General features: G+C 50.3%; 25 protein-coding genes and 1 pseudogene. 15 read left to right on the top strand and 11 right to left on the bottom strand.

Going from position 1 to position 25,565, the window contains the following annotated elements; translation table 11 throughout:
* Positions 1-45: 45 nt before the first annotated feature.
* From E6Q52_RS09155 to E6Q52_RS09145, 3 genes are all read left to right on the top strand, one after another.
* Positions 46-402 (top strand): YraN family protein, encoded by a 357-nt coding sequence (locus E6Q52_RS09155; protein ID WP_292821286.1) that lies wholly within the window; start codon positions 46-48, stop codon positions 400-402.
* Between the two features lie 75 nt (positions 403-477).
* Entirely contained in the window at positions 478-1,062 is a 585-nt protein-coding gene (locus tag E6Q52_RS09150) for a BON domain-containing protein (RefSeq protein ID WP_292821284.1), read from the top strand.
* Between the two features lie 28 nt (positions 1,063-1,090).
* A complete protein-coding gene (locus E6Q52_RS09145; protein WP_292821282.1) occupies positions 1,091-1,378 on the top strand; it encodes a DUF3579 domain-containing protein in 288 nt (95 codons plus the stop codon).
* A 9-nt stretch (positions 1,379-1,387) separates the two neighbouring features.
* On the opposite strand, the gene E6Q52_RS09140 is transcribed toward E6Q52_RS09145, so the two are convergent.
* Positions 1,388-1,828 (bottom strand): TlpA disulfide reductase family protein, encoded by a 441-nt coding sequence (locus tag E6Q52_RS09140; RefSeq protein ID WP_292821280.1) that lies wholly within the window; start codon positions 1,826-1,828, stop codon positions 1,388-1,390.
* Positions 1,829-2,107: 279 nt separating this feature from the next.
* Here E6Q52_RS09140 and trxA point away from each other — a divergent pair, with 279 nt between their 5' ends.
* From trxA to E6Q52_RS09120, 4 genes are all read left to right on the top strand, one after another.
* Positions 2,108-2,434, top strand: coding sequence for a thioredoxin TrxA (gene trxA / locus E6Q52_RS09135; protein WP_019883507.1), 327 nt, complete (start codon positions 2,108-2,110; stop codon positions 2,432-2,434).
* Between the two features lie 81 nt (positions 2,435-2,515).
* A complete protein-coding gene (gene rho / locus E6Q52_RS09130) occupies positions 2,516-3,775 on the top strand; it encodes a transcription termination factor Rho (RefSeq protein ID WP_292821278.1) in 1,260 nt (419 codons plus the stop codon).
* Between the two features lie 105 nt (positions 3,776-3,880).
* Entirely contained in the window at positions 3,881-4,081 is a 201-nt protein-coding gene (gene rpmE, locus E6Q52_RS09125) for a 50S ribosomal protein L31 (protein ID WP_019883509.1), read from the top strand.
* 149 nt (positions 4,082-4,230) lie between these two features.
* Positions 4,231-5,910, top strand: a complete 1,680-nt coding sequence (locus tag E6Q52_RS09120) for a glycosyl transferase (RefSeq protein WP_292821276.1) — start codon at positions 4,231-4,233, stop codon at positions 5,908-5,910.
* A 67-nt stretch (positions 5,911-5,977) separates the two neighbouring features.
* Here the strand turns inward: E6Q52_RS09120 and E6Q52_RS09115 are convergent, their stop codons facing one another.
* Genes E6Q52_RS09115 through E6Q52_RS09095 form a run of 5 tightly spaced genes read right to left on the bottom strand, consistent with a single transcriptional unit; the run spans position 5,978 to position 12,102 of the window.
* Complete coding sequence (locus E6Q52_RS09115; RefSeq protein WP_292821274.1) at positions 5,978-6,196, bottom strand: formate dehydrogenase subunit delta; 219 nt, start codon at positions 6,194-6,196, stop codon at positions 5,978-5,980.
* Between the two features lie 15 nt (positions 6,197-6,211).
* A complete protein-coding gene (gene fdhD / locus E6Q52_RS09110) occupies positions 6,212-7,123 on the bottom strand; it encodes a formate dehydrogenase accessory sulfurtransferase FdhD (RefSeq protein WP_292821394.1) in 912 nt (303 codons plus the stop codon).
* Complete coding sequence (fdhF, locus tag E6Q52_RS09105; protein ID WP_292821272.1) at positions 7,123-10,044, bottom strand: formate dehydrogenase subunit alpha; 2,922 nt, start codon at positions 10,042-10,044, stop codon at positions 7,123-7,125. The genes fdhD and fdhF overlap by 1 nt, the downstream gene beginning before the upstream one ends.
* A gap of 20 nt (positions 10,045-10,064) precedes the next feature.
* On the bottom strand, positions 10,065-11,630 hold the full coding sequence (locus tag E6Q52_RS09100) for an NADH-quinone oxidoreductase subunit NuoF (RefSeq protein WP_292821270.1): 1,566 nt from the start codon (positions 11,628-11,630) through the stop codon (positions 10,065-10,067).
* The gene (locus E6Q52_RS09095; RefSeq protein ID WP_292821268.1) at positions 11,623-12,102 is read right to left on the bottom strand and encodes a formate dehydrogenase subunit gamma; all 480 of its coding nucleotides are present in this window, start codon (positions 12,100-12,102) and stop codon (positions 11,623-11,625) included. The genes E6Q52_RS09100 and E6Q52_RS09095 overlap by 8 nt, the downstream gene beginning before the upstream one ends.
* 129 nt (positions 12,103-12,231) lie before the next feature.
* On the opposite strand from E6Q52_RS09095, the gene moaA reads away from it, so the two are divergent.
* From moaA to lplT, 8 genes are all read left to right on the top strand, one after another.
* Positions 12,232-13,242: a GTP 3',8-cyclase MoaA gene (moaA, locus tag E6Q52_RS09090; RefSeq protein WP_292821266.1), complete on the top strand. Its 1,011-nt coding sequence runs from the start codon at positions 12,232-12,234 to the stop codon at positions 13,240-13,242.
* On the top strand, positions 13,242-13,829 hold the full coding sequence (mobA, locus tag E6Q52_RS09085) for a molybdenum cofactor guanylyltransferase MobA (protein ID WP_292821265.1): 588 nt from the start codon (positions 13,242-13,244) through the stop codon (positions 13,827-13,829). Before moaA ends, mobA begins: the two co-directional genes overlap by 1 nt.
* A gap of 5 nt (positions 13,830-13,834) precedes the next feature.
* Positions 13,835-15,100, top strand: coding sequence for a gephyrin-like molybdotransferase Glp (gene glp / locus E6Q52_RS09080; protein ID WP_292821263.1), 1,266 nt, complete (start codon positions 13,835-13,837; stop codon positions 15,098-15,100).
* Between the two features lie 98 nt (positions 15,101-15,198).
* Positions 15,199-15,972, top strand: a complete 774-nt coding sequence (locus E6Q52_RS09075) for an energy transducer TonB (protein WP_292821261.1) — start codon at positions 15,199-15,201, stop codon at positions 15,970-15,972.
* Between the two features lie 6 nt (positions 15,973-15,978).
* Complete coding sequence (locus E6Q52_RS09070) at positions 15,979-17,451, top strand: HAMP domain-containing sensor histidine kinase (RefSeq protein WP_292821259.1); 1,473 nt, start codon at positions 15,979-15,981, stop codon at positions 17,449-17,451.
* A gap of 97 nt (positions 17,452-17,548) precedes the next feature.
* A complete protein-coding gene (locus tag E6Q52_RS09065; protein WP_292821392.1) occupies positions 17,549-18,010 on the top strand; it encodes a peroxiredoxin in 462 nt (153 codons plus the stop codon).
* Between the two features lie 11 nt (positions 18,011-18,021).
* A complete protein-coding gene (locus tag E6Q52_RS09060; RefSeq protein ID WP_292821257.1) occupies positions 18,022-19,416 on the top strand; it encodes a PhoH family protein in 1,395 nt (464 codons plus the stop codon).
* A gap of 20 nt (positions 19,417-19,436) precedes the next feature.
* Positions 19,437-20,603: a lysophospholipid transporter LplT gene (gene lplT / locus E6Q52_RS09055; RefSeq protein WP_292821255.1), complete on the top strand. Its 1,167-nt coding sequence runs from the start codon at positions 19,437-19,439 to the stop codon at positions 20,601-20,603.
* 68 nt (positions 20,604-20,671) lie between these two features.
* Here the strand turns inward: lplT and E6Q52_RS09050 are convergent, their stop codons facing one another.
* The 5 genes and pseudogenes from E6Q52_RS09050 to E6Q52_RS09030 form a co-directional block, all read right to left on the bottom strand.
* On the bottom strand, positions 20,672-21,997 hold the full coding sequence (locus E6Q52_RS09050; RefSeq protein WP_292821253.1) for an NAD(P)/FAD-dependent oxidoreductase: 1,326 nt from the start codon (positions 21,995-21,997) through the stop codon (positions 20,672-20,674).
* Positions 21,998-22,066: 69 nt separating this feature from the next.
* Positions 22,067-22,567 (bottom strand): cytochrome c, encoded by a 501-nt coding sequence (locus tag E6Q52_RS09045; RefSeq protein ID WP_292821390.1) that lies wholly within the window; start codon positions 22,565-22,567, stop codon positions 22,067-22,069.
* Between the two features lie 150 nt (positions 22,568-22,717).
* The gene (locus tag E6Q52_RS09040) at positions 22,718-23,200 is read right to left on the bottom strand and encodes a cytochrome c (protein ID WP_292821252.1); all 483 of its coding nucleotides are present in this window, start codon (positions 23,198-23,200) and stop codon (positions 22,718-22,720) included.
* 226 nt (positions 23,201-23,426) lie between these two features.
* A complete protein-coding gene (locus tag E6Q52_RS09035; protein WP_292821251.1) occupies positions 23,427-24,305 on the bottom strand; it encodes a quinoprotein dehydrogenase-associated putative ABC transporter substrate-binding protein in 879 nt (292 codons plus the stop codon).
* 243 nt (positions 24,306-24,548) lie between these two features.
* Positions 24,549-25,565 (bottom strand): annotated as a pseudogene (locus E6Q52_RS09030) (PQQ-dependent dehydrogenase, methanol/ethanol family); the annotation flags it as partial.

Raw genomic sequence — 25,565 nt, 5'->3', positions numbered from 1 at the left:
TAAGCATTAAAGCAGGCAAGCATCACGACCACAGTCAGGCGCACGATGAAACTTAACTCAAACAATCAGGGCTTGGCCGCAGAGACGGCTGCCGCCCACTTTTTGCAACAGCAAGGCCTGGTGCTGATCACGCAAAACTACAGCTGCCGCTATGGCGAAATTGACTTGATCATGCGCGACAAACAAACACTGGTCTTTGTCGAAGTGCGGCTGCGTAGCCACCGCGCGTTCGCCAGTGCGGCCGACAGCATAGACCATCGCAAGCAACAAAAATTGATCCGCGCCGCACAGTATTACCTGCAGGCAAACGCGCTCAACAGCCCTTGCCGCTTCGATGCCATTTTGTTTAATAACACCGAATACCGCGCACCTGACTGGATTCGTAATGCAATCGACACATAAAAAGCGTAGAATTTTATTAATCTTCTGCTGTCACACCCAGCATCTTTAGTTTTTGTCGTCGATCAAGGAAGTTTCATGACCCAACCAATTTTCACCAGAAAAGTTTCTGCCATTGCTTTGTTATTGATCAGCACCCAATTGAGCGGCTGCTTTCCAGCCGTGGTCGGTGGCGCAGCCGCAGGCGGCGCGATGGCAGCAGATCGCCGCACCTCTGGTATTTATGTAGAAGATGAAAACATCGAATTAAAAACCCTCAAACGCTTGTCGCAATATATGGATAAAGCCTCGCATATTAATGTCACCAGCTACAACCGCATTGTGCTGCTGTCTGGCGAAGTGCCTAACGAAGGCCAACTGACACAAGCAGAAACGCTGACACGTGAAATCTCCAATGTGCGCAACATTCACAATGGGCTGACCGTTGCCCCTGCCTCGTCGATTGGCGACCGTAGTAACGACACTTACCTCACCACCAAAGTCAAAACACGCTTTGTTAGTGAGCGCCTGTTCCCAGCCAACGTGGTGAAAGTCGTCACCGAAGGCAGCGTGGTTTACCTGATGGGCATTGTGTCTGAAAAAGAAGCCGCGGACGCCGTTGAAATCGCCAGAACCACCGAAGGCGTGACTAAAGTCGTCAAAGTATTTGAATACACCAATTAATTGTTAACTTCGCTTTTAAGGAATCTGCATGGAAAATCAGGAAATTATTATTCAGGGCATTACATTGGCCGGCAAGCCTTTTCGCCCGAGTGACTGGGTGGACCGCATGTGCAGTACCTACGCCACGTTTGGCGATGACAAAAAACTGCGCTACTCGCCCTACCTGAAACCAAAGTTGGTCAATAACGTGCGCAGTTTATCGGTGGATATGAAATTAAAGGACGTGAACCCGGCTGGATTTGAGCAGCTGATTCAATTTGCCAAAGAAAACCAGCTCAGCGTCATTAATCCAGCTGGCGAAACTGTCACCATTTAGTGTTAAACGTTATTTAGGCGCTGACGCGGCGGCTTTAAGCAAGCTTTCTAACCATTGCCTGCTTAACGCGCCGCGTTTGACTTTGTACAGCGAGCCATCCGGCGTATAAATATAAGTGGTGGGCAGCACTTCTGGTGTCGGTATCGCAATTTTCTGCGCATCGCCGAGTATAATCGGATAAGAAATCAGCATATCGTCGGCATACTTTTTCACGCTTTGCACAGTTTCGTATTGCACCGCCACCCCCAGCAACATGACATTGTGGTTTGCCTGCGCATCGTAAAACGTCACCAGCTCCGGCATTTCTTCCAGACATGGCGGACACCATGGCGCCCAATAGTTCACCACTACCCAGCGTCCTTTGTATTGCGAGAGCTGATGTGTCTGCCCAGCCATATCCTGCATTACCCAGTTCGCCGCCGGCGCTGCTGCCAGACAATGACCCTGCATGCAAACACTCAACACCGCTACCAACAAATGTGTGAACAGAAGATTTAACAGACGCCAGCCCTTGTTTTTATTCAAAACACTCCCCATACTGAATACCAGTGACCGAAAAAACTTGATTATGCTTGAAAACTGTTGCTATACTAGTTGTTATCTCGTTTGGTAATTTCATCTTTCAGCAAATTACTAATTCAAACAAAATTTAGCCACACTTTCAAAAATTTTCTGTTTAAATCCAGTCTACATTTGATTTAAATTCTTCACCATTCTTAAGAGGCAATAATGAGCGACAACATTACCCATTTAAGCGACGCCAGCTTTGAACAAGAAGTATTGCAATCCACGGTTCCTGTCCTGGTGGATTATTGGGCAGAATGGTGCGGCCCTTGTAAAATGATTGCACCGATTTTGGACGATATCAGCAAAGAATACGCTGGCCGTCTGAAAGTGGCAAAACTGAACATTGATGATAACCAGAATACGCCGCCAAAATACGGCATTCGTGGCATCCCAACCCTGATGTTGTTTAAAAACGGCAATGTAGAAGCGACTAAAGTCGGCGCATTGTCCAAGTCTCAACTCAGCGCGTTTATCGACAGCAACATTTAATCTACTTACCCGGTTTCCAGTCTGCGAAACCGGGTTTTCTTTTCAATCTCTCCGCCGTTTCTCAGTCTAGCGAGTTACTCAATGCACTTATCCGACCTCAAACATCTCCCCGTGACCGAACTGGTCGACATGGCCATTGCCAATGACATTGAAAATGCCAGCCGCATGCGCAAGCAAGATCTTATTTTTGCGATCCTTAAAAACAAGGCTAAAAAAGGCGACAGCATTTTTGGCGATGGCACTCTGGAGGTATTACCAGACGGATTCGGCTTTTTGCGTTCTCCAGATACATCCTACCTGGCGGGCCCGGACGATATTTACGTCTCGCCTTCGCAAATCCGCCGCTTTAACCTGCACACAGGTGACAGCATCCAGGGTGAGATTCGCACCCCCAAGGACGGCGAACGCTATTTTGCATTGGTCAAAGTGGATAGCGTCAACAACGAGGCGCCAGAAAACACCAAACATAAGATTTTGTTTGAAAACCTGACGCCGCTGTTCCCGACCGTGCCATTAAAGCTGGAACGAGAGATCCGCGGCGAAGAGAACATTACCAGCCGCGTCATCGACATGATTGCGCCGATTGGTAGAGGCCAACGCGCATTGCTGGTCGCCAGCCCGAAAAGTGGTAAAACCGTCATGCTGCAAAACATTGCGCATGCCATTACCGCCAACCATCCTGACTGTATCATGATCGTACTGCTGATTGATGAGCGCCCGGAAGAAGTGACTGAAATGACGCGTTCTGTGCGCGGCGAAGTGGTGGCATCGACGTTTGATGAGCCTGCCACCCGTCACGTACAAGTGGCCGAAATGGTACTAGAAAAAGCCAAACGCCTGGTAGAACACAAAAAAGACGTGGTGATTCTGCTGGATTCGATTACTAGACTGGCCCGTGCTTACAATACCGTGATTCCTTCCTCAGGCAAGGTATTGACCGGTGGTGTGGATGCCAACGCCCTGCAAAAGCCGAAACGCTTTTTTGGTGCTGCGCGTAACGTCGAAGAAGGTGGTTCACTGACCATTATCGCGACAGCGCTGGTGGACACCGGCTCACGTATGGATGACGTGATTTACGAAGAGTTTAAAGGCACCGGCAACATGGAAATCCATCTGGATAGACGTATGGCCGAGAAACGTACCTACCCTGCGATCAACGTCAACAAATCTGGCACCCGCCGCGAAGAGCTGCTGCTGGATAAAGACGTACTGCAAAAAATATGGGTATTGCGCAAACTGCTCTACCCAATGGACGACCTCGAGGCGATGGAGTTCTTGCTCGACAAAATCAAGGCGACCAAGAGCAACAACGACTTCTTCGACAGCATGCGTCGCGGCTAATGTCGCCCTAGATGCGATTATTTATGATTTAACTATTGATAAATCCATAAAAATCATAGATAATCGCGCGTTTACTGCAACTGCTTACAGATTAGAGAGAAAAGCATGAAAGCTGACATTCACCCAAATTACCCGGAAATCAACGTCACATGTAGCTGTGGCAACAAATTCCAAACCCGTTCTACTACAGGTAAAGACCTGAACATTGAAGTATGTTCACAATGCCACCCGTTCTACACTGGCAAACAGAAGATCGTGGATACGGCAGGTCGCGTTGAGAAATTCCGCCAAAAATACGGCATGTAATTTCGGCGAAGTTGGTCCAGAAAGGCAGCATGGCTGCCTTTTTTGTTTTTATAGCGTGGCATTTCAGGCGTAATATCACACTGTCATAATGCAGGCATTCTGCGACGCGCACTCAACCAGATAGGTTTCAACCAGACAGCTTCACATCCATGCAGTTTTATATTGATCACGACTGGCAAGAAAACATGGCCACGCCTCGCGCCAAAGTGGGCGAACGCGCAAAAACGCATTTGCTAATTTTGCTATGTGCCATCTGGCTGTGCGTCGGATTAATCGGCCACTCGCCATGGAAACCTTTTGAGTCGCAATCAGCCAGCATCATTCAAACCCTGATCGACTACCCGTTTCTGTCTGCAGATAGTTGGACGCACGGCCACTGGATCGCCCCAGTCTCTGCCGGACATCCCTTGCTGGAAACCCCACCCTTGTTCTATTGGGCGGCCACTGGCTTTGCTCATTTATTATCTCCCCTATTGCCTACGCACGACGCCGCCAGACTCAGTGTCGGTATCTGGATGCTGGTCACCCTGATTATGACCGGCCTCAGTGGCCGCGAGTTATGGAATCTTGGCGTCGGCCGTCAAACCAATTTTATTTTCATCGGCTGCCTGGGGCTGGTCGTCAGCGCGCACACCATGATGCCCGCGGTGGCTGCACTCAGTGGCATCAGCATGGCTTTTTACGCGCTGGCGCTGGTCATGCGCAAACCGATACGCGCCATGTGGTTGCTAGGCACAGGCCTGTTAATCGCTTTTTTAGCAGGTGGCATTGTGCCTGCACTGACCATCATGCTGTCAGTCATCTGCCTGTTATTGGTACCTGATATACGCCAGCATCGCCCGACCTATCGTGCCATGCTGGCGGGCACGTTGCTTGCCATGCCAGGGATATGGCTCTGGTGCTGGCTTTGCCAGCAATGGGCGCCTGGGCTATGGCACGCTTGGTGGCAATCGCAATGGCAATTACAGCTACCTGGTAACCATGGCTACTTTTTAAGAACGCTGGCCTGGTATGCCTGGCCAGCACTGCCATTTGCCATGTGGGGCGTTTGGCGATTCAGACACTCCGTATTGACCACCTACCGTTTTCAGCTAAGCCTCATTTTCTTGAGCATCGCGTTTATATTGATTGGCTTTATGAGCGACCGCAGCGAAGTCAGTGCATTGCCGCTGCTGGTGCCATTAACAGTGTTGGCTGCGGGCAGTATAGAAACGCTCAAACGTGGCGCCGCCGGTGCCTTAAACTGGTTTGGCTTGATTTTGTTTGGCATTTTGATTGCCATGGCCTGGCTGGGATGGTGGGCCATGCTGAATGGTTCACCGGTAAAACTTTACCAGCGCCTGAGTTATTTATCCGGCTTGGAAACCATCCGCTTTAGCCTGCTCTATGGTGCGATTGCCGTCGCCGTAACGCTCATTTGGCTATCCATCGTGTTGCGCGCCAAACACTCCAACCGCTCCAGCGCGACCAACTGGGCGATCGGCATGACCTGCGCTTGGACAGTTTTCATGAGCTTATGGCTACCGATGATAGAAGCGGCACGTACCTACCAGCCGCTGTTTGAAGACTTACGCAAACATCTGCCTGCGCATTACAACTGCATACACGCCCAGAATATAGGCGCCTCACAAGAGGACCTGCTGCATTATCACGCGGGCATACACCTCAAAGATAATGAACAAGCAAAATCAACGCAATGTGATTTATATCTGATTGAAGACCAGCCAGGTAAACGCCATCTACTGCCTGGCGAAGAATGGCGTGTCATTTGGGAAGGCGAACAAACCCGCCAAAATAGGGAGTCTTTCAGGTTACTACAGCGCCATTAAGGATTTTTTAAGGCGGAGGGTTTGACGCACATCGCGCTAAGTAATCATACGCGCAGACCGAAATCACTTATGCCTGCACGTGTTGCTGGATGGCAGCGAGCACTCTGGGATGCAGGCCCTGCCCTTGATGCTGCTGCACATGCGCAACCAATGATTTAATCATCACTGAATTCCAGAATTTTTTCAGGTGACTGGCAATCTCCAGCTTCGCCTCTTCCACATCTGGATTGGCTTCGAAGAAATCACCAATCTGGTTGGCCATCTTAATCAGTTTTTCCACTTCCATAGGCTTACACTCTTTCTAGCAAGACTCACGTGCGTCAGTTTCTGACAGGGCGCCGCTATACACCACGCACTGCCCGATTTTGGCAAAACCCACCAGCAAAAATCCATACTCTTGTGCCAGACTCACCGCCAGTGCGGTAGGCGCAGACAAAGCAATCAAGGTCTGCCCGCCAGCCATGGCTACTTTCTGCACCATTTCGTAACTGGCCCTGCTGGTCGTCAACACCCAATGTTGCGGCCAAAACATTGAAAAATCACAGTCCTGCCGCAACAGGCTGCCAATCAGTTTATCCAGTGCATTATGCCTGCCCACATCCTCGCGCACGCATACCACCTGCCCACTGGCATCCGCAATCGCACTGGCGTGGGTCGCGCCTGTCAGTTGCTGTAGCGGTTGTTGTGACTTCAAGCCCAGCATTGCGGCATCAATGGCCGACGATGACACGGCCACCAACGCACTGGTGGCTGACTTGGGCTGTTTAAATACTTGCTGCAAACTCTCTGCACCGCATAAGCCACAGCCTGTGCGGCCGGTTAAATTGCGGCGCTGGGCCTTGAGCGCCGTAAATTGCTGCGTCGCCAATTCAATATGCAGCTCTACGCCTTGCAATTGGCCCTGCGCATCAAACAAAGCTTTTGCTTCTACGCCATAAATCTGGCCACGATGCGTGATAATGCCCTCAGTAAACGAAAAGCCATAGGCAAAATCCTCAAGGTCGGCCGGCGTCGCCAGCATCACCACATGCGAAATACCGTTATACACCAGCGCAATCGGCACTTCTTGTGCCACGGCATCGGGCACAAGAACAGGTTGCCCTTCGCGCCAGCGGGTGACGTTCAGCGTACTCACCGCCTGCTCGGCAGACATCGATGACCACTCACTGCTCACTGGCAATGGGCAATCTTTCACATCGACTACCTCTGTCATCAAGACACAACCGTGTGCGGATCCATTCCCGACAATTCAACTTGCGTATCGCTAAATGCGCGGTAATGCTGTTGCCAATCAGATAACTGGTTCACTTTGGATACTTGAACGGCCGTGACTTTATATTCAGGGCAATTGGTTGCCCAGTCGGAGTTGTCAGTGGTGATCACATTGGCGCCTGACTCAGGGTGGTGGAAAGTGGTATACACCACGCCTGGCTGCACGCGCTCGGTAATTTTGGCACGCAACACGGTTTGACCCGCACGGCTGCTAATGCCTACCCAATCGCCCTCAGCAATACCGCGATCTTCAGCATCGTGCGGATGAATTTCAATCACATCCTCATGATGCCAGGCCACGTTATGTGTTCGGCGGGTTTGTGCGCCTACATTGTATTGCGACAAAATACGACCGGTGGTCAAAATCAGTGGGTATTTCTGATTGACACGCTCCGTGGTCGGCACATATTGGGTAATAAAAAACTTACCCTTACCGCGCACAAATTCATCGACGTGCATGGTCGGCGTGCCTGTCGGTGCTTCATCATTACATGGCCATTGGATACTGCCCAGTTCATCGAGTTTTTTGAAACTAACGCCGGTAAAGGTCGGTGTCAGCGCCGCGATCTCATCCATGATTTCGCTGGCATGCGCATAATGCATAGGGTAACCCAACGCTTCTGAGAATTTAGCTGTAATTTCCCAGTCTTCCATCCCGGCCTCATGCTGACCATTGTCTCTGAGACCATTCTTGGGCGTCATCACTTTACGCACGGGTGAAATGCGACGTTCGGCATTGGTAAAGGTGCCGTTTTTCTCCAGGAAAGACGCACCTGGGAAAAACACGTGGGCAAATTTAGCGGTTTCGTTGAGGAACAAGTCCTGCACAATCACGCACTCCATACTCTCCAGTGCATGTGTCACATGCTGGGTGTCAGGGTCAGATTGCGCAATATCCTCACCCACGCAATACACCGCTTTAAAGCTGCCTTCGGCGGCCAGGTCCAGCATATTAGGAATCCGCAACCCAGGATCGGCACTCAGCTTGACGCCCCAGGCTTGCTCAAATTGCGCCCGCGTTTCGTCATCCGACACATGGCGATAACCCGGGAACTCATGCGGCATGGAGCCCATGTCACATGAGCCTTGTACGTTGTTCTGGCCGCGTAACGGGTTCACGCCCACGCCTTCGCGACCAAGGTTGCCCGTCGCCATGGCGAGGTTGGCAATGCCCATGACGGTGGTAGAGCCTTGGCTATGCTCAGTCACGCCCAACCCATAGTAGATCGCTGCATTACCGCCAGTGGCATATAAACGCGCAGCCTCACGCACGATATCGGCTGGCACACCTAACTCTTTTTCCAATGCTTCTGGTGAATTTTCAGGCTTGGCAGCAAAGTCACGCCAAGCCACAAATGAATCCCACTCACAACGTGCTTTGACAAAGTCTTCCTGCACCAGGCCTTCGGTCACAATCACATGTGATATGGCCGAAATGATCGCCACGTTAGTCCCAGGACGCAGTTTCAAGTGATAGTCGGCACGCACGTGCGGCGAGTTGTCTACCAGGTCAATTTCACGCGGATCGACCACAATCAGTTTGGCGCCCTCGCGCAAACGGCGTTTCATCATTGAACCAAACACCGGGTGACCATCGGTCGGATTGGCGCCCATGACAAAAATCACATCTGACTTCATCACGGAGTCAAACGTCTGCGTACCAGCGGATTCACCCAGGGTTTGTTTTAAGCCATAGCCAGTCGGGCTGTGGCAAACTCGGGCGCAGGTATCTACGTTGTTAGTGCCAAACACCGCACGAATCAGCTTTTGTGTGACATACACCTCTTCATTGGTACAGCGGCTGGAGGTAATACCCCCTACTGACTCTTTGCCATATTTAGCTTGAATGCGTTGGATTTCGCTGGCAGCATAATTAAACGCCTCATCCCAGCCCACTTTTTGCCAGGGGTCATGAATACTTTTACGGATCATAGGCGTGGTGATGCGGTCAGCATGGGTGGCGTATCCCCAGGCAAAACGTCCCTTGACACAGCTATGACCGTGGTTGGCGCCACCCTCTTTACTCGGTGTCATACGCACCACCTGCTCGCCTTTCATTTCGGCATCAAAGCTGCAACCGACCCCGCAATAAGCACAAGTCGTGGTGACTTTATGTTCTGGTGTACCCGCCTCAATCACGGTTTTTTCCATCAAGGTCGCGGTTGGGCAAGCTTGCACACAAGCACCACAAGACACACATTCTGAGTCTAGAAAATCGGTGTTACCGGCAGACACCTTGCTCTCAAAACCACGGCCCTGAATGGTGAGCGCAAAAGTACCCTGGGTTTCTTCACAGGCACGTACACAACGCGAACAGACGATGCATTTAGACGGGTCAAAGGTGAAATACGGATTGGATTCATCCTTGGCTTGACCGAGGTGATTTTCGCCATCATAGCCATAACGCACTTCTCTCAGCCCCACAGCGCCTGCCATGTCTTGCAATTCACAGTCCCCATTGGCAGCACAGGTCAGGCAATCCAGCGGATGGTCAGAGATATATAACTCCATCACTCCGCGACGCACATCAGCCAGTTTCGGCGTCTGCGTTTTGACCTTGAGTCCAGGCGCGACTGGCGTCGTACAAGAGGCTGGGTAACCACGACGGCCTTCAATCTCGACCAAACACAAGCGACAGGAGCCAAACGGTTCCAGAGAATCTGTTGCACACAGCTTGGGCACGGTCACACCACCTAACTGTGCCGCATGCATAATCGAGGTTCCATCAGGCACCGTCACATCGACGCCATCGATATTCAGCGTCACCATGGTGGTGCTGTCTGACTTGGGCGTACCGTAATCCTTGTCAGGATCATACTTCGGTGCTTGCGGTTGGGAAGAGGTGTAGTTGATGTCATCCATAACGTCATCCTTTGCTACCTTCAGGCAGCAGCTTCTTTATTACTCAGACCAAAATCTTCAGGGAAATGATTCAAGGCGCTCAGCACCGGGTAAGGTGTCATGCCGCCCAGCGCGCACAAAGACCCGTTGAGCATCGTGTCAGACAAATCACGCAGCAAATGCACCTGCTTGGCACGGTTCTGGCCTGCCACAATCTTGTCCATCACCTCAACGCCGCGCGTCGAGCCTATGCGGCAAGGCGTACATTTGCCGCAACTTTCAACGGCACAAAATTCAAAGGCGTAGCGTGCCATTTTGGCCATATCGACACTGTCATCAAACGCCACAATGCCGCCATGGCCCAACACCGCCCAAATTTTGCTAAATTCTTCATAATCCAGCGGTGTATCAAACTGACTCTCCGGCAGGTAAGCCCCCAATGGGCCGCCGACTTGTACGGCACGAATCGGCCGCCCTGATGCAGAACCACCGCCATATTCATACAGCAGCTCGCGCAAGGTCGCCCCAAAAGCCAACTCGACCAAGCCGGTCTGTTTTAAATTGCCTGCCAACTGGATAGGCAACGTACCGCGCGAACGGCCCATGCCGTAATCAGCATAATATTGCGCGCCCTTGTCCAGGATAATCGGCACGGTCGCTAGTGAAATCACGTTATTAACAATGGTCGGCTTGCCAAACAAGCCTTCAATCGCAGGCAACGGCGGTTTAAAGCGTACCAGGCCGCGCTTGCCTTCCAGGCTTTCCAGCAAAGAGGTTTCTTCACCACACACGTAAGCCCCGGCAGCGCGGCGCACTTCGAGATGGAATGTATGGCCAGAGCCCTGGATATTGTCGCCCAGATAACCTGCCAGATTGGCTTTGCGGATCGCCTCATTCAAGGTTTTGAGCGCATGCGGATATTCGCTGCGCAAATAAATATAGCCTTGTGTCGCGCCCACGGCAATCCCCGCAATCGTCATGCCTTCAATCAACACAAAAGGATCATCTTCCATGATCATGCGGTCAGAATAGGTACCAGAATCACCTTCATCAGCGTTACACACCACATACTTCTGTTCAGCCGGGGCATTAAGTACGGTATTCCACTTGATACCGGTCGGGAAAGCGGCGCCACCACGACCACGCAACCCAGAGTCGGTCACCGCCTTGACAATATCGGTGCCGGACATGGCCAGGGCATTCTTGAGACCTTGGTAACCGTCATGCGCCAGATAGTCGTCTAGCGACAATGGATCAGTAATGCCAACGCGGGCAAAGGTTAAACGTTGCTGTTTTTTCAGCCAGGACAGTTCATCGGTCAGGCCTAAATACAAAGGATGCGCTTTAGCTTTGTCAGCCTGCGCTTGAGTGAAGTCTGCATCAAACATGCCAGCGACATCTGAGGGCTGCACCGGGCCAAAAGCGACACGGCCTTGCGCCGTTTCAACTTCCACCAGCGGCTCGAGCCAGAACAAGCCGCGTGAACCGTTGCGCACCAGCGTGATTTCGATACCGCGCGCCTGCGCCTCTTGCATGATTTTTTTCGCCGTGCTTTCAGCCCCTAATGACAGCGCTGTCGAGTCAATCGGCACATAGATTTTAACCATGGCACACCTCGGCAATTAAATCAGCGACTTTTTCGGCGCTCATGCGTCCGTAGACTTCATCGTCAAGCATAACGGCTGGCGAGCAACCACAGTTACCCAGACAATACACCGGTAACAAGGTCACATTGCCGTCAGCGGTAGTCTGGTGGTAATCAACCCCCAGATTGGCTTTAAGCGCAGCCTCCAGTTTGTCAGACCCCATGGATTGACAAGACTCCGCGCGACAGATTTGCAGCACATGCTTGCCAATAGGATGCGTACGAAAATGATGGTAAAAAGAGACGACACCATGCACCTCGGCCACCGACAGGGCCAGCGCTTTGGCGATCTCTGGATAAACGGCTTCTGGCACGTAGCCGATATCGTCCTGAATCGCGTGCAACAAAGGCATGAGCCCACCTGGCACATGCTGGTGTGCTTGAATATGCGCCTGAATTTTCGCGTGTTGCTTATGGCTTAATGTGTTATCCAAACCGACCTCACATTTAACTAGTTACAATTTAGTTACATTCCATCACCCTCGAATCATATCCTCTATTTATGCCTTGTGAAAGCCTAAAAAGGGCATAAAATACGAATTACTTTAGACCTTGATACCGTCATGCAAACCATTGCCAACATTCCTTCACAATTGATCGACCAGTTTGGTCGGCGGGTGGACTATATCCGCCTGTCGATCACTGACCGTTGTGATTTCCGTTGCCAGTACTGCATGGCAGAAGACATGACTTTTCTGCCGCGCGATGCCGTGTTATCACTCGAAGAATGCGCACGCCTGGTTAAACTGTTTGTCCGTATGGGTGTGCGTAAAGTTCGCATTACGGGGGGCGAGCCTTTGGTACGCAAGAATGCCTTATGGCTGTTTGAAGAGATTGGCCATTTGCCCGGGCTGGATGAATGCGTACTCACCACCAATGGCAGCCAATTGGATAAGTATGCTGTGGCACTCAAAGCCGCTGGCGTCAAACGCATCAATATCTCTATCGACAGCCTGCAAGCAGAACGCTTTAAAACCATTACCCGCGTGGGTGAATTATCCAAAGTGCTGACCGGGCTAGACGCAGCCAGGTCTGCTGGTTTTGACAACATTAAAATCAACAGCGTGCTGATGCGTGGCATCAACGACGATGAGGCCGAAGCATTGGTCAACTTTGCGATTGAAAAACAGGTGGATATCAGCTTTATTGAAGAGATGCCGCTCGGCGCCGTGGCGCATGACCGCGAACAAAGCTGCGTCAGCAATACTGACACGCTCGCTCTGCTAAAAAGTAAGTTCTCACTCACACCCAGCACCCACAAAACAGGCGGGCCAGCACGCTATTGGCAGGTCAATGGCCAGCCAACCAAAATTGGCTTTATTTCGCCGCATAGTCACAACTTTTGTGAGAGTTGTAACCGTGTGCGCATTACCTGCCAGGGCGAGCTGTTTTTGTGCCTGGGGCAAGATCACCAAGTAAATTTACTGCCGCTGCTACGTAATCACCCTGACGATGATCAACCGCTGATTGAGGGCATTTTGCATGGCATGCGCATCAAGCCTGAAGGCCATGATTTTGATTTGCAGCGGGCCACGCCTGCGGTGATCCGCTTTATGTCGCATACAGGTGGTTAATGCAGATTACCGCAGTGATTCTGGCCGGTGGTCGCGGCATGCGTATGGGTGGCGTGGATAAAGGCCTGGTCGACTATCAGCATAAACCCGACCAGCCGCATAAACCCATGGTCGCGCACGTGCTGGAACGCATACAGCCACAAGTAGACCAGGTCATCATTAACGCCAACCGCAACCTCGATCAATACCAAGAATACGGTCTCCCCGTGGTCACCGATGCGAACGATCAGTTTGATGGCCCACTCGCAGGCATGCTGGCAGGCATGCACCATGCCACCACCGACTGGGTGCTCAGCGTCCCTTGTGACTCGCCGTTATTACCTCTGGATTTGGTCAGCCGCTTACGCCGCGCGATAGAACAGGCATCCGCTATTCACAACACGCCCACCATGCTGGCCATTGCGCGCAGTGCCAGTGGTACGCACCCAGTGTTTTGCCTGATGCCACGACAATTAAGCGCAGACCTTGATGCATTTCTGGCACAAGGCCAGCGCAAAGTCAGTGCTTGGCAAGCCCAACATCCCCACGTATTTGTGAGCTTCGAAGATGAGCAAGCGTTTACTAACATCAACCAATCCCCCTCTTAGCCGTCATGAATAACCAACCCCTTTTGCAGCAACTGGCCAGCAACCCTTCCTGCGCAGACGATTACGACCCTAACGCGATGTCGGTGACGCAAGCGCGTCAGTATATCCAGCAATTTTTATCGCCCGTACAAGACACCGAAACCATCGGTATCAAGCAGGCGCTGGGGCGCACACTGGCAGTGGCCGTGACTTCCGGCATGAATGTGCCCGGGCACAACAACTCGGCCATGGACGGCTTTGCTTTTAGACATGCAGAAGCCACGCAGCCACTGAAAATCGTCGGCACTGCATTTGCGGGCAATCCCTTTAGCGGTGAGTTGCCTACAGGCGCTTGTGTCAAAATCATGACCGGCGCAGTGATTCCGCCCGGTGTGGATACCGTTGTGATGCAGGAACATACCGCAACTGAAAATGGGAAGGTCACGCTGCTCAAAACGCCAGCCGTTGGCGCCAACATCCGCCTGACCGGAGAAGATATTGCGCTGGGCCAGTCTGTGCTGTTGCGTGGGCATCAAATACAAGCCGCCGACATGGGCTTGCTGGCCTCCCTCGGCATTGCCGAGATTCAGGTTTATCGCCGCCTGAAAGTAGCTTTCTTCAGTACCGGCGATGAGTTGGTCAGCGTCGGTCAGCCCTTGCAAACGGGCCAGATTTACGACAGCAATCGTTATAGCTTATGGGGCATGTTGCAGGCGCTGGGCACAGACGTGCATGACCTCGGCAATGTCGCTGATAATCCTGCCGCCCTCGAAAAAACATTACTAGATGCAGCCGCAGCGCATGATGTCGTGATCACCAGTGGCGGTGTTTCAGTGGGTGAAGCTGACTTTATGAAGCAACTGCTGGCAAAACATGGCCAGGTCTTATTCTGGAAAATCAATATGAAACCGGGTCGTCCGCTGGCCTATGGCAAAATTGGCCAGTCACATTATTTTGGCTTACCCGGCAACCCGGTGTCTACCATGGTGACCTTTTACCAGTTTGTACAAGCCGCGCTTAAAAGTCTGATGGGTGTCAGCGCATTGACCCAGCCTGCATTTCGGGTCGAGTGTGTGAGCGCGATTAAAAAAGCCGCCGGACGTACCGAGTTTCAGCGCGGCATATTATTCAAAGACGGCGAACACTGGAAAGTCAAAACCACAGGCGAACAAGGCTCCGGCATTTTGAGCAGCATGAGCCAGGCCAATTGCTTTATTGTGCTAGATGAATCCACGACTGCACTGGCAGCAGGCAGCATGGTTGAAGTGCAACCTTTTCACGGCATTTGCTAACCTCCCCCAACGCGCGCAAGCTGGCATGAATCATAAAAAATAGCTTATAGTGTCGGCTCGCAGTGGGGGTTAATCATAAGGGTGTTGGCGTGCAAGCCGTGTTAAAAGAATCAAAACAGTTCAATCATGTATTAGAGTGGTGCTTGATCGCTTCACTGCTCATCCATGCCGCGATCATGTTTACCATGCCCAAGCCAGACTATGACCTGCCACCGCCCAAAAAACAGGAAATCCGCATTGAGCTGGTAAAAGAACAACCGCCCGCGCCTGCAGTGCCCGTGGCGCCAGCGGAGCCTACGCCAACACCCCCTAAACCGGAGCCTGTTAAGCCACCACCGGTAAAGCAAGCAGCCAAACCCGTTGAGCAAAAGCCAGTCACGCCACAAAAGCCTTCCATCACCCCGGAACCACCCTCAGACACTGCACACCCGGTGGTTGAATCGCCTGCGCCGGCAGTGATCGCAGCCAAACCAAGCGTCAGTGAAGCGAAGCCAGAAGTGGTGGTGCCGCCACCTGCGCCCCCGGCACCGCCACCTGAGCCGGTGAAAGCCACCGGGCCGAGTGAAGGCGATTTAGAAGCGGCGCGCAATGCTTTTAAAGAAGCGGCACAGCGTGAAATCCAGAAAAACCTGCGCTATCCTAGAATTGCGCTAGACCGTGGCATCGAAGGCGTGACTAATCTGCACATTACTTTTGATGACCATGGCAATGTCACCAGCATTGAAGTGGTGGAGTCCAGCGGCAATAAGGCACTGGATGAAGCCGCAATTGCCACCATCAAAAAGTCGCAGTTTAAATCCCTGTTTAACGACATCTTGCGCGGCAGGTTGAAGTCGACCAATGTGCCGGTTAGCTTTAAGCTGGCCAGTTAAGCAACCATGTTTTTCAAGCGCTCATCCTTAGACTCCTCAATCAGAGACAAACCGCTACGGCACCTGCTGCTGTTTCATGACCTGTATTTTATTGCTCTTATCGTGTTGGCCGTGGCCAGCGGTGGCTATGGTATTTACTTGTGGGACAAAGCCTCCAAGCAATCACAACGTATTAACTTTGTGATTCAGGAAATCTACTTGGTGCGCGGGGATCTCTATCGCCAGACCAAAGAGCTGTTTGATGCGTTTTTTTTGCAGGAAGAAAATGCATTACAGGAGTACAACCAATACACCACTTCCATTCTCGACCATCTGGAGCGCTTACAAAGCATCGCCATCGACCAGGAAGAACGCGATGCCTTGATGGAGATTGAACTAAAATACCGCAATCTGGTGAACGAAGCGCCCGCCTTGTTTTACCGCTACCAGCATAATCCGGATCGTAAAGCACAAAAGTCTATTTATCAGGATATTGAAACCGGCATTTTCAGACACTACGAAGAGGTTTCCAAGCGTGCCGAAAACCTGCTTTTTGTGAAGCAAGGCGAAATTAAACATCGGCTGGATGACGCCAGAAGCAACTCAATCGCGGTGCTGTCATTGCCACTGATTCTGGCATGCATCCTGATTGTGTATTCACGGCGCATTCTGAAAAACTCTATTGTCAGGCCTATTAACGACATCATGCAGGCTACTAACGCCATCAGTGCTGGCAACTTGACTCATCAAGTTCCCGAAGCAGGCGCAGAAGAGCTGGCCGTGCTGTCGAGGGAAATCAACAAAATGGCGGAAGACCTGGCGGCGAGCCGTGACGCGCTGGTTAAAAGCGAAAAACAGGCCGCACTTGGACTGCTGGTGCCCATGCTGGCACATAATATCCGCAACCCGCTGGCCAGCATCCGTGCGACGGCACAGGTGATTGATGACCCACTGCTCGACAAAGACACGCTGGAATCGATTCAGGGCATTATCCACACCGTAGACCGGCTCGAACGTTGGACAGGCAGCCTGCTGTCTTACCTGCACCCGATCAAACCCATGCTCAATCAGCTATTGCTGTCTTCTATCGTGCAGGGCGCCATCAGCACCTTGCAGCCCAAGCTGAATGAAAAACAGATCAAGGTAATTGAAAACAGCGCTACTATCAAACGGCTGGTGCTCACAGATGAACATTTGCTGGAACAAATGCTGTACAACCTGCTTCTAAATGCTTCAGAAGCGTCACCCAAAGGGACTGAAATCCAGTTAATGTGCGCGTTGGTGAACCATCTGCTGACGATTACCATTAGCGACCAGGGACCAGGCATGCCCTTCAAGCCAGAGCCGCATGCCTTGACACCAGGCCCGACCACTAAACGTTTCGGCACCGGCCTCGGCATTCCGTTTGCGTTCAAGGTCTGTGAAGAGCTGGGCGGCGCCATGGCATTTGACAGCGAGCCAGGCCAAGGCACCCGTATTACCATCACCTTGCCGCAGTAAATGACAAGCGCGACGGCTAAAATGAAAATGTGTGTTTTGTGCTTGCTTAATTTTGTATTTTTATAAACAATGTGATGAAGTGATTGTCATGACTACTATGTTGAATTCACCTGTTCCAGAACTCTCCTTACCGGCCACCTCCGGCCTGCAATTTAATAGCAAAGACTATTTAGGTAAGTTTCTTGTTGTCTATTTTTACCCCAAAGACGCGACCCCTGGCTGTACAACGCAAGGCATGCAGTTTCGTGACCTGCATGATCAGTTTGTGGCGGCCAATGCGGTGATCTTTGGCATTTCACGCGACAGCCTGAAATCACACGAAAATTTCAAAGCCAAGTACACGTTTCCGTTTGAGTTGATTGCTGACACCGAAGAAGTCGCCTGTCAGGCATTCAACGTCATTAAAATGAAAAACATGTACGGAAAACAGGTACGTGGCATTGAACGCAGTACATTCCTGGTCAACCCACAAGGCATCATCGTGCGCGAATGGCGTGGTGTCAAAGTGGATGGGCATGCCGCCGAGGTCTATGCCAGTATTCAGTCTTCCCACTCATAAAGTGATTTTCTATGGCCAGTGCTCTACACACCAAGCTGTTTGTTCTTGATACCAATGTGCTGATGCACGACCCCTCGTCTCTGTTCAGATTTGAAGAGCACGATGTTTATTTGCCAATGGTGACATTGGAGGAACTAGACAACAACAAAAAGGGGCTGACAGAAGTCGCCCGCAATGCCCGTCAGGCCAGCCGTTTTCTCGAAGAAATCATCGGCAGCATAGACACGGACAAACTGGAAGAAGGCTGCCCACTGGGCATTCAGGGCAATCGCCACCTCACCGGTAAGCTGTTCTTCCAAATGGAACATGTGCCGACTGATCTGCCAGGCCTGGCAGGCAGCAAGGCAGATAACCAGATCATCAGCGTTGCGCTGTCTCTAAAAAAACAGTTTGCTAAACGCAATGTCATTCTGGTCAGCAAGGATATTAATATCCGCATTAAAGCGCGCGCCATGGGCGTGCCGTCTGAAGACTACTTTAACGATAAAGTGCTCGAAGACAGCGATATGCTGTACACCGGCCTGCGTGAACTGCCGGAAGATTTCTGGGATGCACACAGCAAAGACATGCACTCCTGGCAGGAATCTGGCCGCATGTTTTATAAAATCAACGGCCCTATCGTCAAGTCATTGCTGATCAATGAATTTGTGTTTTATGAATATCATAAACCTTTTCACGCCATTGTCCGCAAAATTGAAGACAACTCGGCAGTGCTGGAAATCGTTCATGATCACCAGAACCCGAAACACAGCGTGTGGGGCATTACGGCACGTAACCGCGAGCAGAACTTTGCACTCAACCTGCTGATGGATCCTGATATTGATTTTGTTACCCTGCTAGGCCAGGCCGGCACCGGTAAAACCTTGCTCACGCTGGCAGCGGCATTGACACAAACACTGGATAAAAAGCGCTACTCAGAAATCATCATGACCCGCGTCACCGTGCCGGTGGGCGAAGACATCGGCTTTTTACCCGGCACCGAAGAAGAGAAAATGGCGCCATGGATGGGCGCACTCGAAGACAATCTGGACGTATTGAATAAAACCGATGAGGATGTCGGTGAGTGGGGGCGTGCAGCTACCCAGGACCTCATCCGCACCCGCATTAAAATTAAATCGTTAAACTTCATGCGCGGACGTACCTTCCTCAATAAGTTTTTAATTATCGACGAAGCACAAAACCTGACGCCCAAACAAATGAAAACCCTGATTACGCGCGCAGGCCCGGGCACTAAAGTCGTTTGTTTAGGCAACATCGCCCAGATCGATACCCCCTATCTGACCGAAGGCAGTTCTGGCCTGACGTATGTGGTTGATCGCTTCAAGAACTGGTCGCACAACGGCCATATCACCCTGGTGCGTGGCGAACGTTCGCGCCTGGCCGATTTTGCAGCCGAGGTCCTGTAGACACAGTCTGCTTGAATGTGATGGTTAAAGGCTTTTATACCTTACTGGTTGCCCAGTTCTTATCGGCAATCGCTGATAATGCGCTCTTGTTTGCAGCGATTGCGCTGCTGGCTCAGCTTAATGCACCGAGCTGGCACGAACCGCTGCTGCGAGAGTTCTTTGTCATCTCTTACATAGTGCTGGCGCCTTTTGTCGGCCCATTTGCTGACGCATTGCCCAAGGGCCGCGTGATGTTTTTAAGCAACGGTCTGAAGTTTATCGGCTGTTTAATGGCACTGGTCGGCGTCCCACCTCTATATGCTTATGCCATGGTCGGCGTCGGTGCTGCTGCTTACTCCCCGGCAAAATACGGCATCCTGACCGAAATGCTGCCATCCAAGCTGCTGATTAAAGCCAACGCCTGGATGGAAGGCACCACCGTCACGGCCATTATCCTGGGACCTGTGCTTGGCTCTACCTTGTCGGCAAATAACCCTTATATCGGCATCGCCTTCATCATGCTGCTGTATTTGCTGGCGGCGGGGTTTAACTATTACATTCCAAAAGTGCCGATTGATCACAAGGTTGAGCAAAAAACACTGCGCTTTTTACTCAAAGACTTTTGGCATGCGTTTGTCACACTGTGGAAAGATCCGCAAGGACAAGTCTCACTGGCAGTAACCACCTTGTTTTGGGGCGCAGGGGCTACACTACAGTTTGTCGTACTACAATGGGCTGATGTCCGCTTAGGGTTTTCGCAACAGCAAGCAACCTATTTGATTGCCATTCTAGCGGTTGGGATTGCGGCTGGCTCTATCATTGCGTCGCGCTATGTTGAGCTGGAAAACGCGGTCAAAGTATTACCTGCAGGTATTTATATGGGCATTCTGGTCATCAGCATGATGGTCATCCACAGCGCGGTGCTGGCCGGTATTTTGCTGTTCGTGATTGGCGTACTGTCAGGCTACTTTTTGGTACCGCTCAACTCGCTGTTACAACATAGAGGACATCATTTGCTGGGTGCTGGTCATTCCATTGCGGTGCAAAACTTTAATGAAAACATAGGCATATTACTGCTATTGGGTGCTTACACTTGGATGGTAGGCGCAAAACTCGATATCAACACCATTGTCGCTATTTTTGGTGTGTTTATTATCGTCAGCATGTCTTTGATTACCGTGATTTACCGCAAGCAAATTCAAAAATAAGGCTGTAATACTGCACAACAAAAAAGGCGCATATGGCGCCTTTTTTGTTGTCATGCGAATCGAACTAGTTAGTGCAATTTGACATGCGGTTCAGTCCGTCTGGAAATAATGCGTCCAATTGTATGCACAATCACTGCCAGAATGCCATGCAATGCCATCAAATGCATCTTGTACAACGAGCGATACATCACTCGCGCAAACAGGCCTTGAATATACATGCTGCCACCGGCCACGGCGCCCATCAGGCTACCCACGGTAGAGTACTTACCCAGGTTCACCAATGAGCCGTAATCCGTGTAATGAAACTCAGGTAATTGTGCTTTGCCAGCCACACGCGCTTTAACTGTTTTAACCAGCAGTGAAGACTGCTGGTGCGCTGCCTGCGCACGCGGTGGTACTGTCGTATCATGGCCCAGCCATGGACAAGCCGCGCAATCACCAAAGGCAAAAATATTCTCATCACGCGTGCTTTGCAGGTGCTGATTCACCACCAACTGGTTAATACGGTTGGTTTCGAGGCCATCGATATCTTTTAAGAAATCTGGTGCCTTGATGCCTGCCGCCCATACGACCAATTCTGCTGGAATGGTACGACCGCTATGCGTCGTAATCCCTTTCGCTGAGACTTCGGTCACGCGCTCGCCAGTGAAGACGTTGACGCGCAATTTACGCAATTCAACATCCACCGCATACGACAATTTAGCGGGTAATGCAGGCAAGATACGATCGCTCGCTTCAATCAGTGAGATTTTCACATCACGATCTGCGTCAATTTTATCCAGGCCATACGCTGCCAACTCACGTGTTGTATTATGCAATTCAGCTGCCAACTCAACACCAGTCGCGCCTGCGCCCACGATCGCGACTTCCAGCTGACCTGGTTTTAATGGCTCAGGCTGCGTTTGTGCACGCAACAAAGCGTTGTGCAGATAACGGTGGAATTTCTGGGCTTGTGACTGGGTGTCCAGCGCCATTGAGAACTCACGCGCACCTTTAATCCCAAAGTCATTGGTGGTACTACCCACGGCAATAATCAAGGTGTCATATTTGAACGAACGGCGCGCAATAATCTCATTACCATCTTCATCATGCACTGGCGCTAGCAACACTTCACGCGTGCTGCGGTTCAGTCCATCCATGCGGCCAAGACGGAATTTAAAATGATGCCAGTGCGCCTGTGCCAAATACTCCAGCTCATGACGATCCGGGTCCATGCTACCCGCTGCAATTTCATGCAGTAGCGGTTTCCATACATGGGTTCTGGTTGCATCAATCAGCGTAATGCTGGCTTTTTTCTTTTTGCCCAGAGAGTCACCCAGTTTGGTCGCCAACTCAAGGCCACCGGCTCCGCCACCTACAATGATGACATGGTGTAAATCATTTTCGTCTGTCACGCTTCCATCCTTCAATAAAAAAGCGCGCCTGCCGTACTGCCAAGCGCGCACAACATCTCAATTATACCGTTATTCGTTACCAGTAATTTTGGCATGACTACGAATAAAAGCGATGACCTTCAATACATCATCCGGCTTCAAGCCATCATCCGGCGCCATCAAACCAAAGCCTTTGGCACCCATGCCACCATTCGTGCCATGCCAGATGGTTTCAAACATGCCTTTGTTAGTCGCATTCTTGGCGTAACGGAAATTTTCACCAATCAAGCCTGGACCAACAGCGCCTTCGCCATGTCCACCGTGGCAAGCCACACAAGAGAACAAGTTAAATCTTTTTTTACCCTCTTTAATCGCTTCTTCATTACCAATGTAAGGGTTTTTACCCGTTGCCAAAAACTCCTTGGCAGCAGGGGTATCAAACATTTTTTGATCAATTACCAACGGCTGACCATCTTGTGTGGTCACAAACTGAACCGCTTTGATATCACCGCCGGCATCTGCGGCTGCACCAGATTGACCACCGTTATTACATGCTGCCAGCATCGTGGCGAGCAGCGCTGTCAAAAGCATACTTCTCATGATTACCCCCAACTTTCTTAAGATCCATGTTCTTTGAAATAAAACGGTTTTTATTTGTTTTTTATAATCAAACCGACTGTTTTTATTGTGCCACAAAAACAAAAAACGGTCACCTCAGTGACCGTTTTTATTCGTAACGAATTATTCGTTACCTGTCGTACCTACATTGCTATTGCTGCGAATGAAAGCAATCACTTTCAGCAATTCGTCTGGTTTGATGCCGTCATCTGGAGCCATCAAGCCAAAGCCTTTAGCACCCATACCGCCGTTAGTACCGTGCCAGATGGTTTCAAACATCCCTTTGTTAGTTGCGTTTTTCGCATAACGGAAGTTTGCACCGATCAAGCCTGGACCAACTGCGCCTTCACCTTTACCACCGTGACAAGCAACGCAAGAGTACAAGTTAAAAATCTTCTTGCCTTTTTTGATCGCTTCTTCGTTACCGATATAAGGGTTTTTGCCTGTAGCCAAAAACTCTTTTGAAGCATCTGTATCAAACATTGCTTTGTCGATGTTGATGGTTGAGCCGTCTTGAGTAGCTGAAAAAGTGATATCAGCCATCGCACCTGTGGCAAATGCCATCAAGGAAATCAACAATGCTGATTTAAATGTGTTGCCTAACATGTTTTCTCCTAATCCTAAACAAAATGAGCGACGTTAATATCTAGACCCAACCAACATTAACGCATGCTCATTTAACGAATCGTTCCAGAAACGGTTGACGAATATTTCCGAATTTAATAACAGAAAGTTTCACTGCGCCATCTCAAAACAAGGCAACGATTCTACTGCGTTTCTTTTGCCTTGTCATTAGCAACTGTCTGTTTTTAAAACTTTTTCACGATGAGTGTTATTTTTTATACACACTGTCGCCTTCAACCACAGGCACAGTTGGAATGCCGTAGTCTTTGAGGATCGCATCAATCTTGTCTTTGTTGCGTTCCAGCGCTTCATTGATCATTTTCATACGATCTTTATCTTTCATGCGAACAGCCACTGAAATGTTCCAGTATTCCTTACCTTTCAGGTTTACTTTATTGTATTCAGGAATCAAACGCACTTCCAAAGGCACTTTAGACTGCTTGGCAAAATAGCCTGCTATCGGACCCCACATAACGGCGACATCGATATCACCTTTAACCAAGTCATCGATAATAAAGCTGGTTGGTAAATTCAAATCACGCTGCAAACGGTAAGGGCGTGCGTTTGTCATCAAGTTGAAGTCGTTTAAAGGAATGGTTGCAGGGCTTTTATCGACAATGCCAATAATGCCTTTTTTAAGATCTGGGGAATCCCAGTTATTGATGTCGTAGTTACTGTCTTTACGCCAGACAAACACATGACCAGAGCGGTAATATGGCTTGGAAGTTCTCAAACCATCAAAATCGGAAGTCATGCCAATAATCACATCACAGCGCATGGCGTTAATGGTGTTACGCAAAAAACCTTGACGATTGTACGCATATTGAAAGGTCAACTTTTTACCCAGATCATCGGCCAACACTTTAGCGATCTTGTCTTCAAACCCTTCAAGTTTGATGTTGGAGTAAGGCATATTGTCGGGGTCTGAACAGACTTTAAACTCTGACTCATCCGCCACACGACGCACTTCACCAATACGGCCTTCGTCCGGATTAATAGACGGGATATCAATTTCTTCGGCAAACACCACACTTTGTGTGGCAAACATCATCGCAAACGCACCCAGTATATTCCATGTAGTTCTCATTTTGACTTCATCCTTGTTGTGATTGTTTCCTGTCGTTTTTGGAGCCTCGCATCGCGCAAAAGTTCTGCCAACCAACGACAATCTGAATCATCTTATCGTGAATGCGTTTTCATTTGTAGCCAAAACACATTTAATTTTATTCCCATTGTTTTGAATCATGATATTCATGAAAAAAAACACCCTGCCGAAGCAGGGTGTTGAGGAGTCAACGTATTACTACGTGTAACTTAAGACTAGCTCAAATTACAGTGAGAAAACGTTCAGTGCACCGCCGCCAGGAGCAGCGTTGTACTTGGTCAACTCTTTGTAACCACCAGCAGCACCCAGTGCGTCTGTGTCGTTGGTCATACCCAAGTTCATCGCAACACCAGCCCAACCGCCGATACCGGACAGTACGCCAACGTATTGTTTACCCTTGTTGCCGTATGTGAATGCGTTACCAATCACGCCGGAACCAACTTGGAATTTCCACAGTTCTTTACCGTTTTGTGCATCAACAGCTTTGAACCAACGATCCAGAGTACCGTAGAACACGATGTTAGAAGCTGTAGTCAGAGCACCGCCCCATGCAGAGAATTTCTCTTTGTTGTACCAAACTTTTTTGTTGGTCATTGGATCGTAAGCGCCGAAGCCACCCATTACGCCGTCAGGACCAGCAAACATAGTCAAAGTAGCACCAACCCATGGTTGACCAGCAACGTATTTAGACTCAACTGGCTCGTAAGTCATACATACGTGGTTCAATGGTGTGTACATCAGACCAGTTTTTGGAGAGTAAGCAGCTGGCTGTTGGTCTTTAGTACCCAGAGCAGCTGGGCAAACACCCTTAGCGTTGTAGTCTTGGTGAGTAGAAGCAGATGCCAGTTTGTTAGGCACACCTGTTTTCAGGTCAACATCAGTTGCCCAGTTAACGAATGGGTGTACTTTTTCAGCAGCTACCAATGTGCCGTTACCAGCTTGCCATGTGTAGATGAAACCGTTACGGTCATGGTGCCATGCGTATGTTTTGCCACCTTTGTCGAACAGGATCACTTCGTTAATACCGTCGTAGTCCCACTCATCGTGTGGAGTCATTTGCATGCCCCATTTAGCCACACCAGTGTCCAAATCACGAGCAAAAATTGTCATGGACCATTTGTTGTCGCCTGGACGTACATCTGGGTTCCATACGGATGGGTTACCAGTACCGTAGTAAACCAGGTTTGTACGTGCATCATATGGCCACCAGCCCCATACGGAACCGCCACCATGTTGCCAGCC

It is taken from the genome of Methylophilus sp. (assembly GCF_008015755.1).
Taxonomy (GTDB): domain Bacteria; phylum Pseudomonadota; class Gammaproteobacteria; order Burkholderiales; family Methylophilaceae; genus Methylophilus.
Note: the sequence above shows the minus strand (reverse complement) of the source record. Positions and strands in the feature narration are given on the sequence as shown.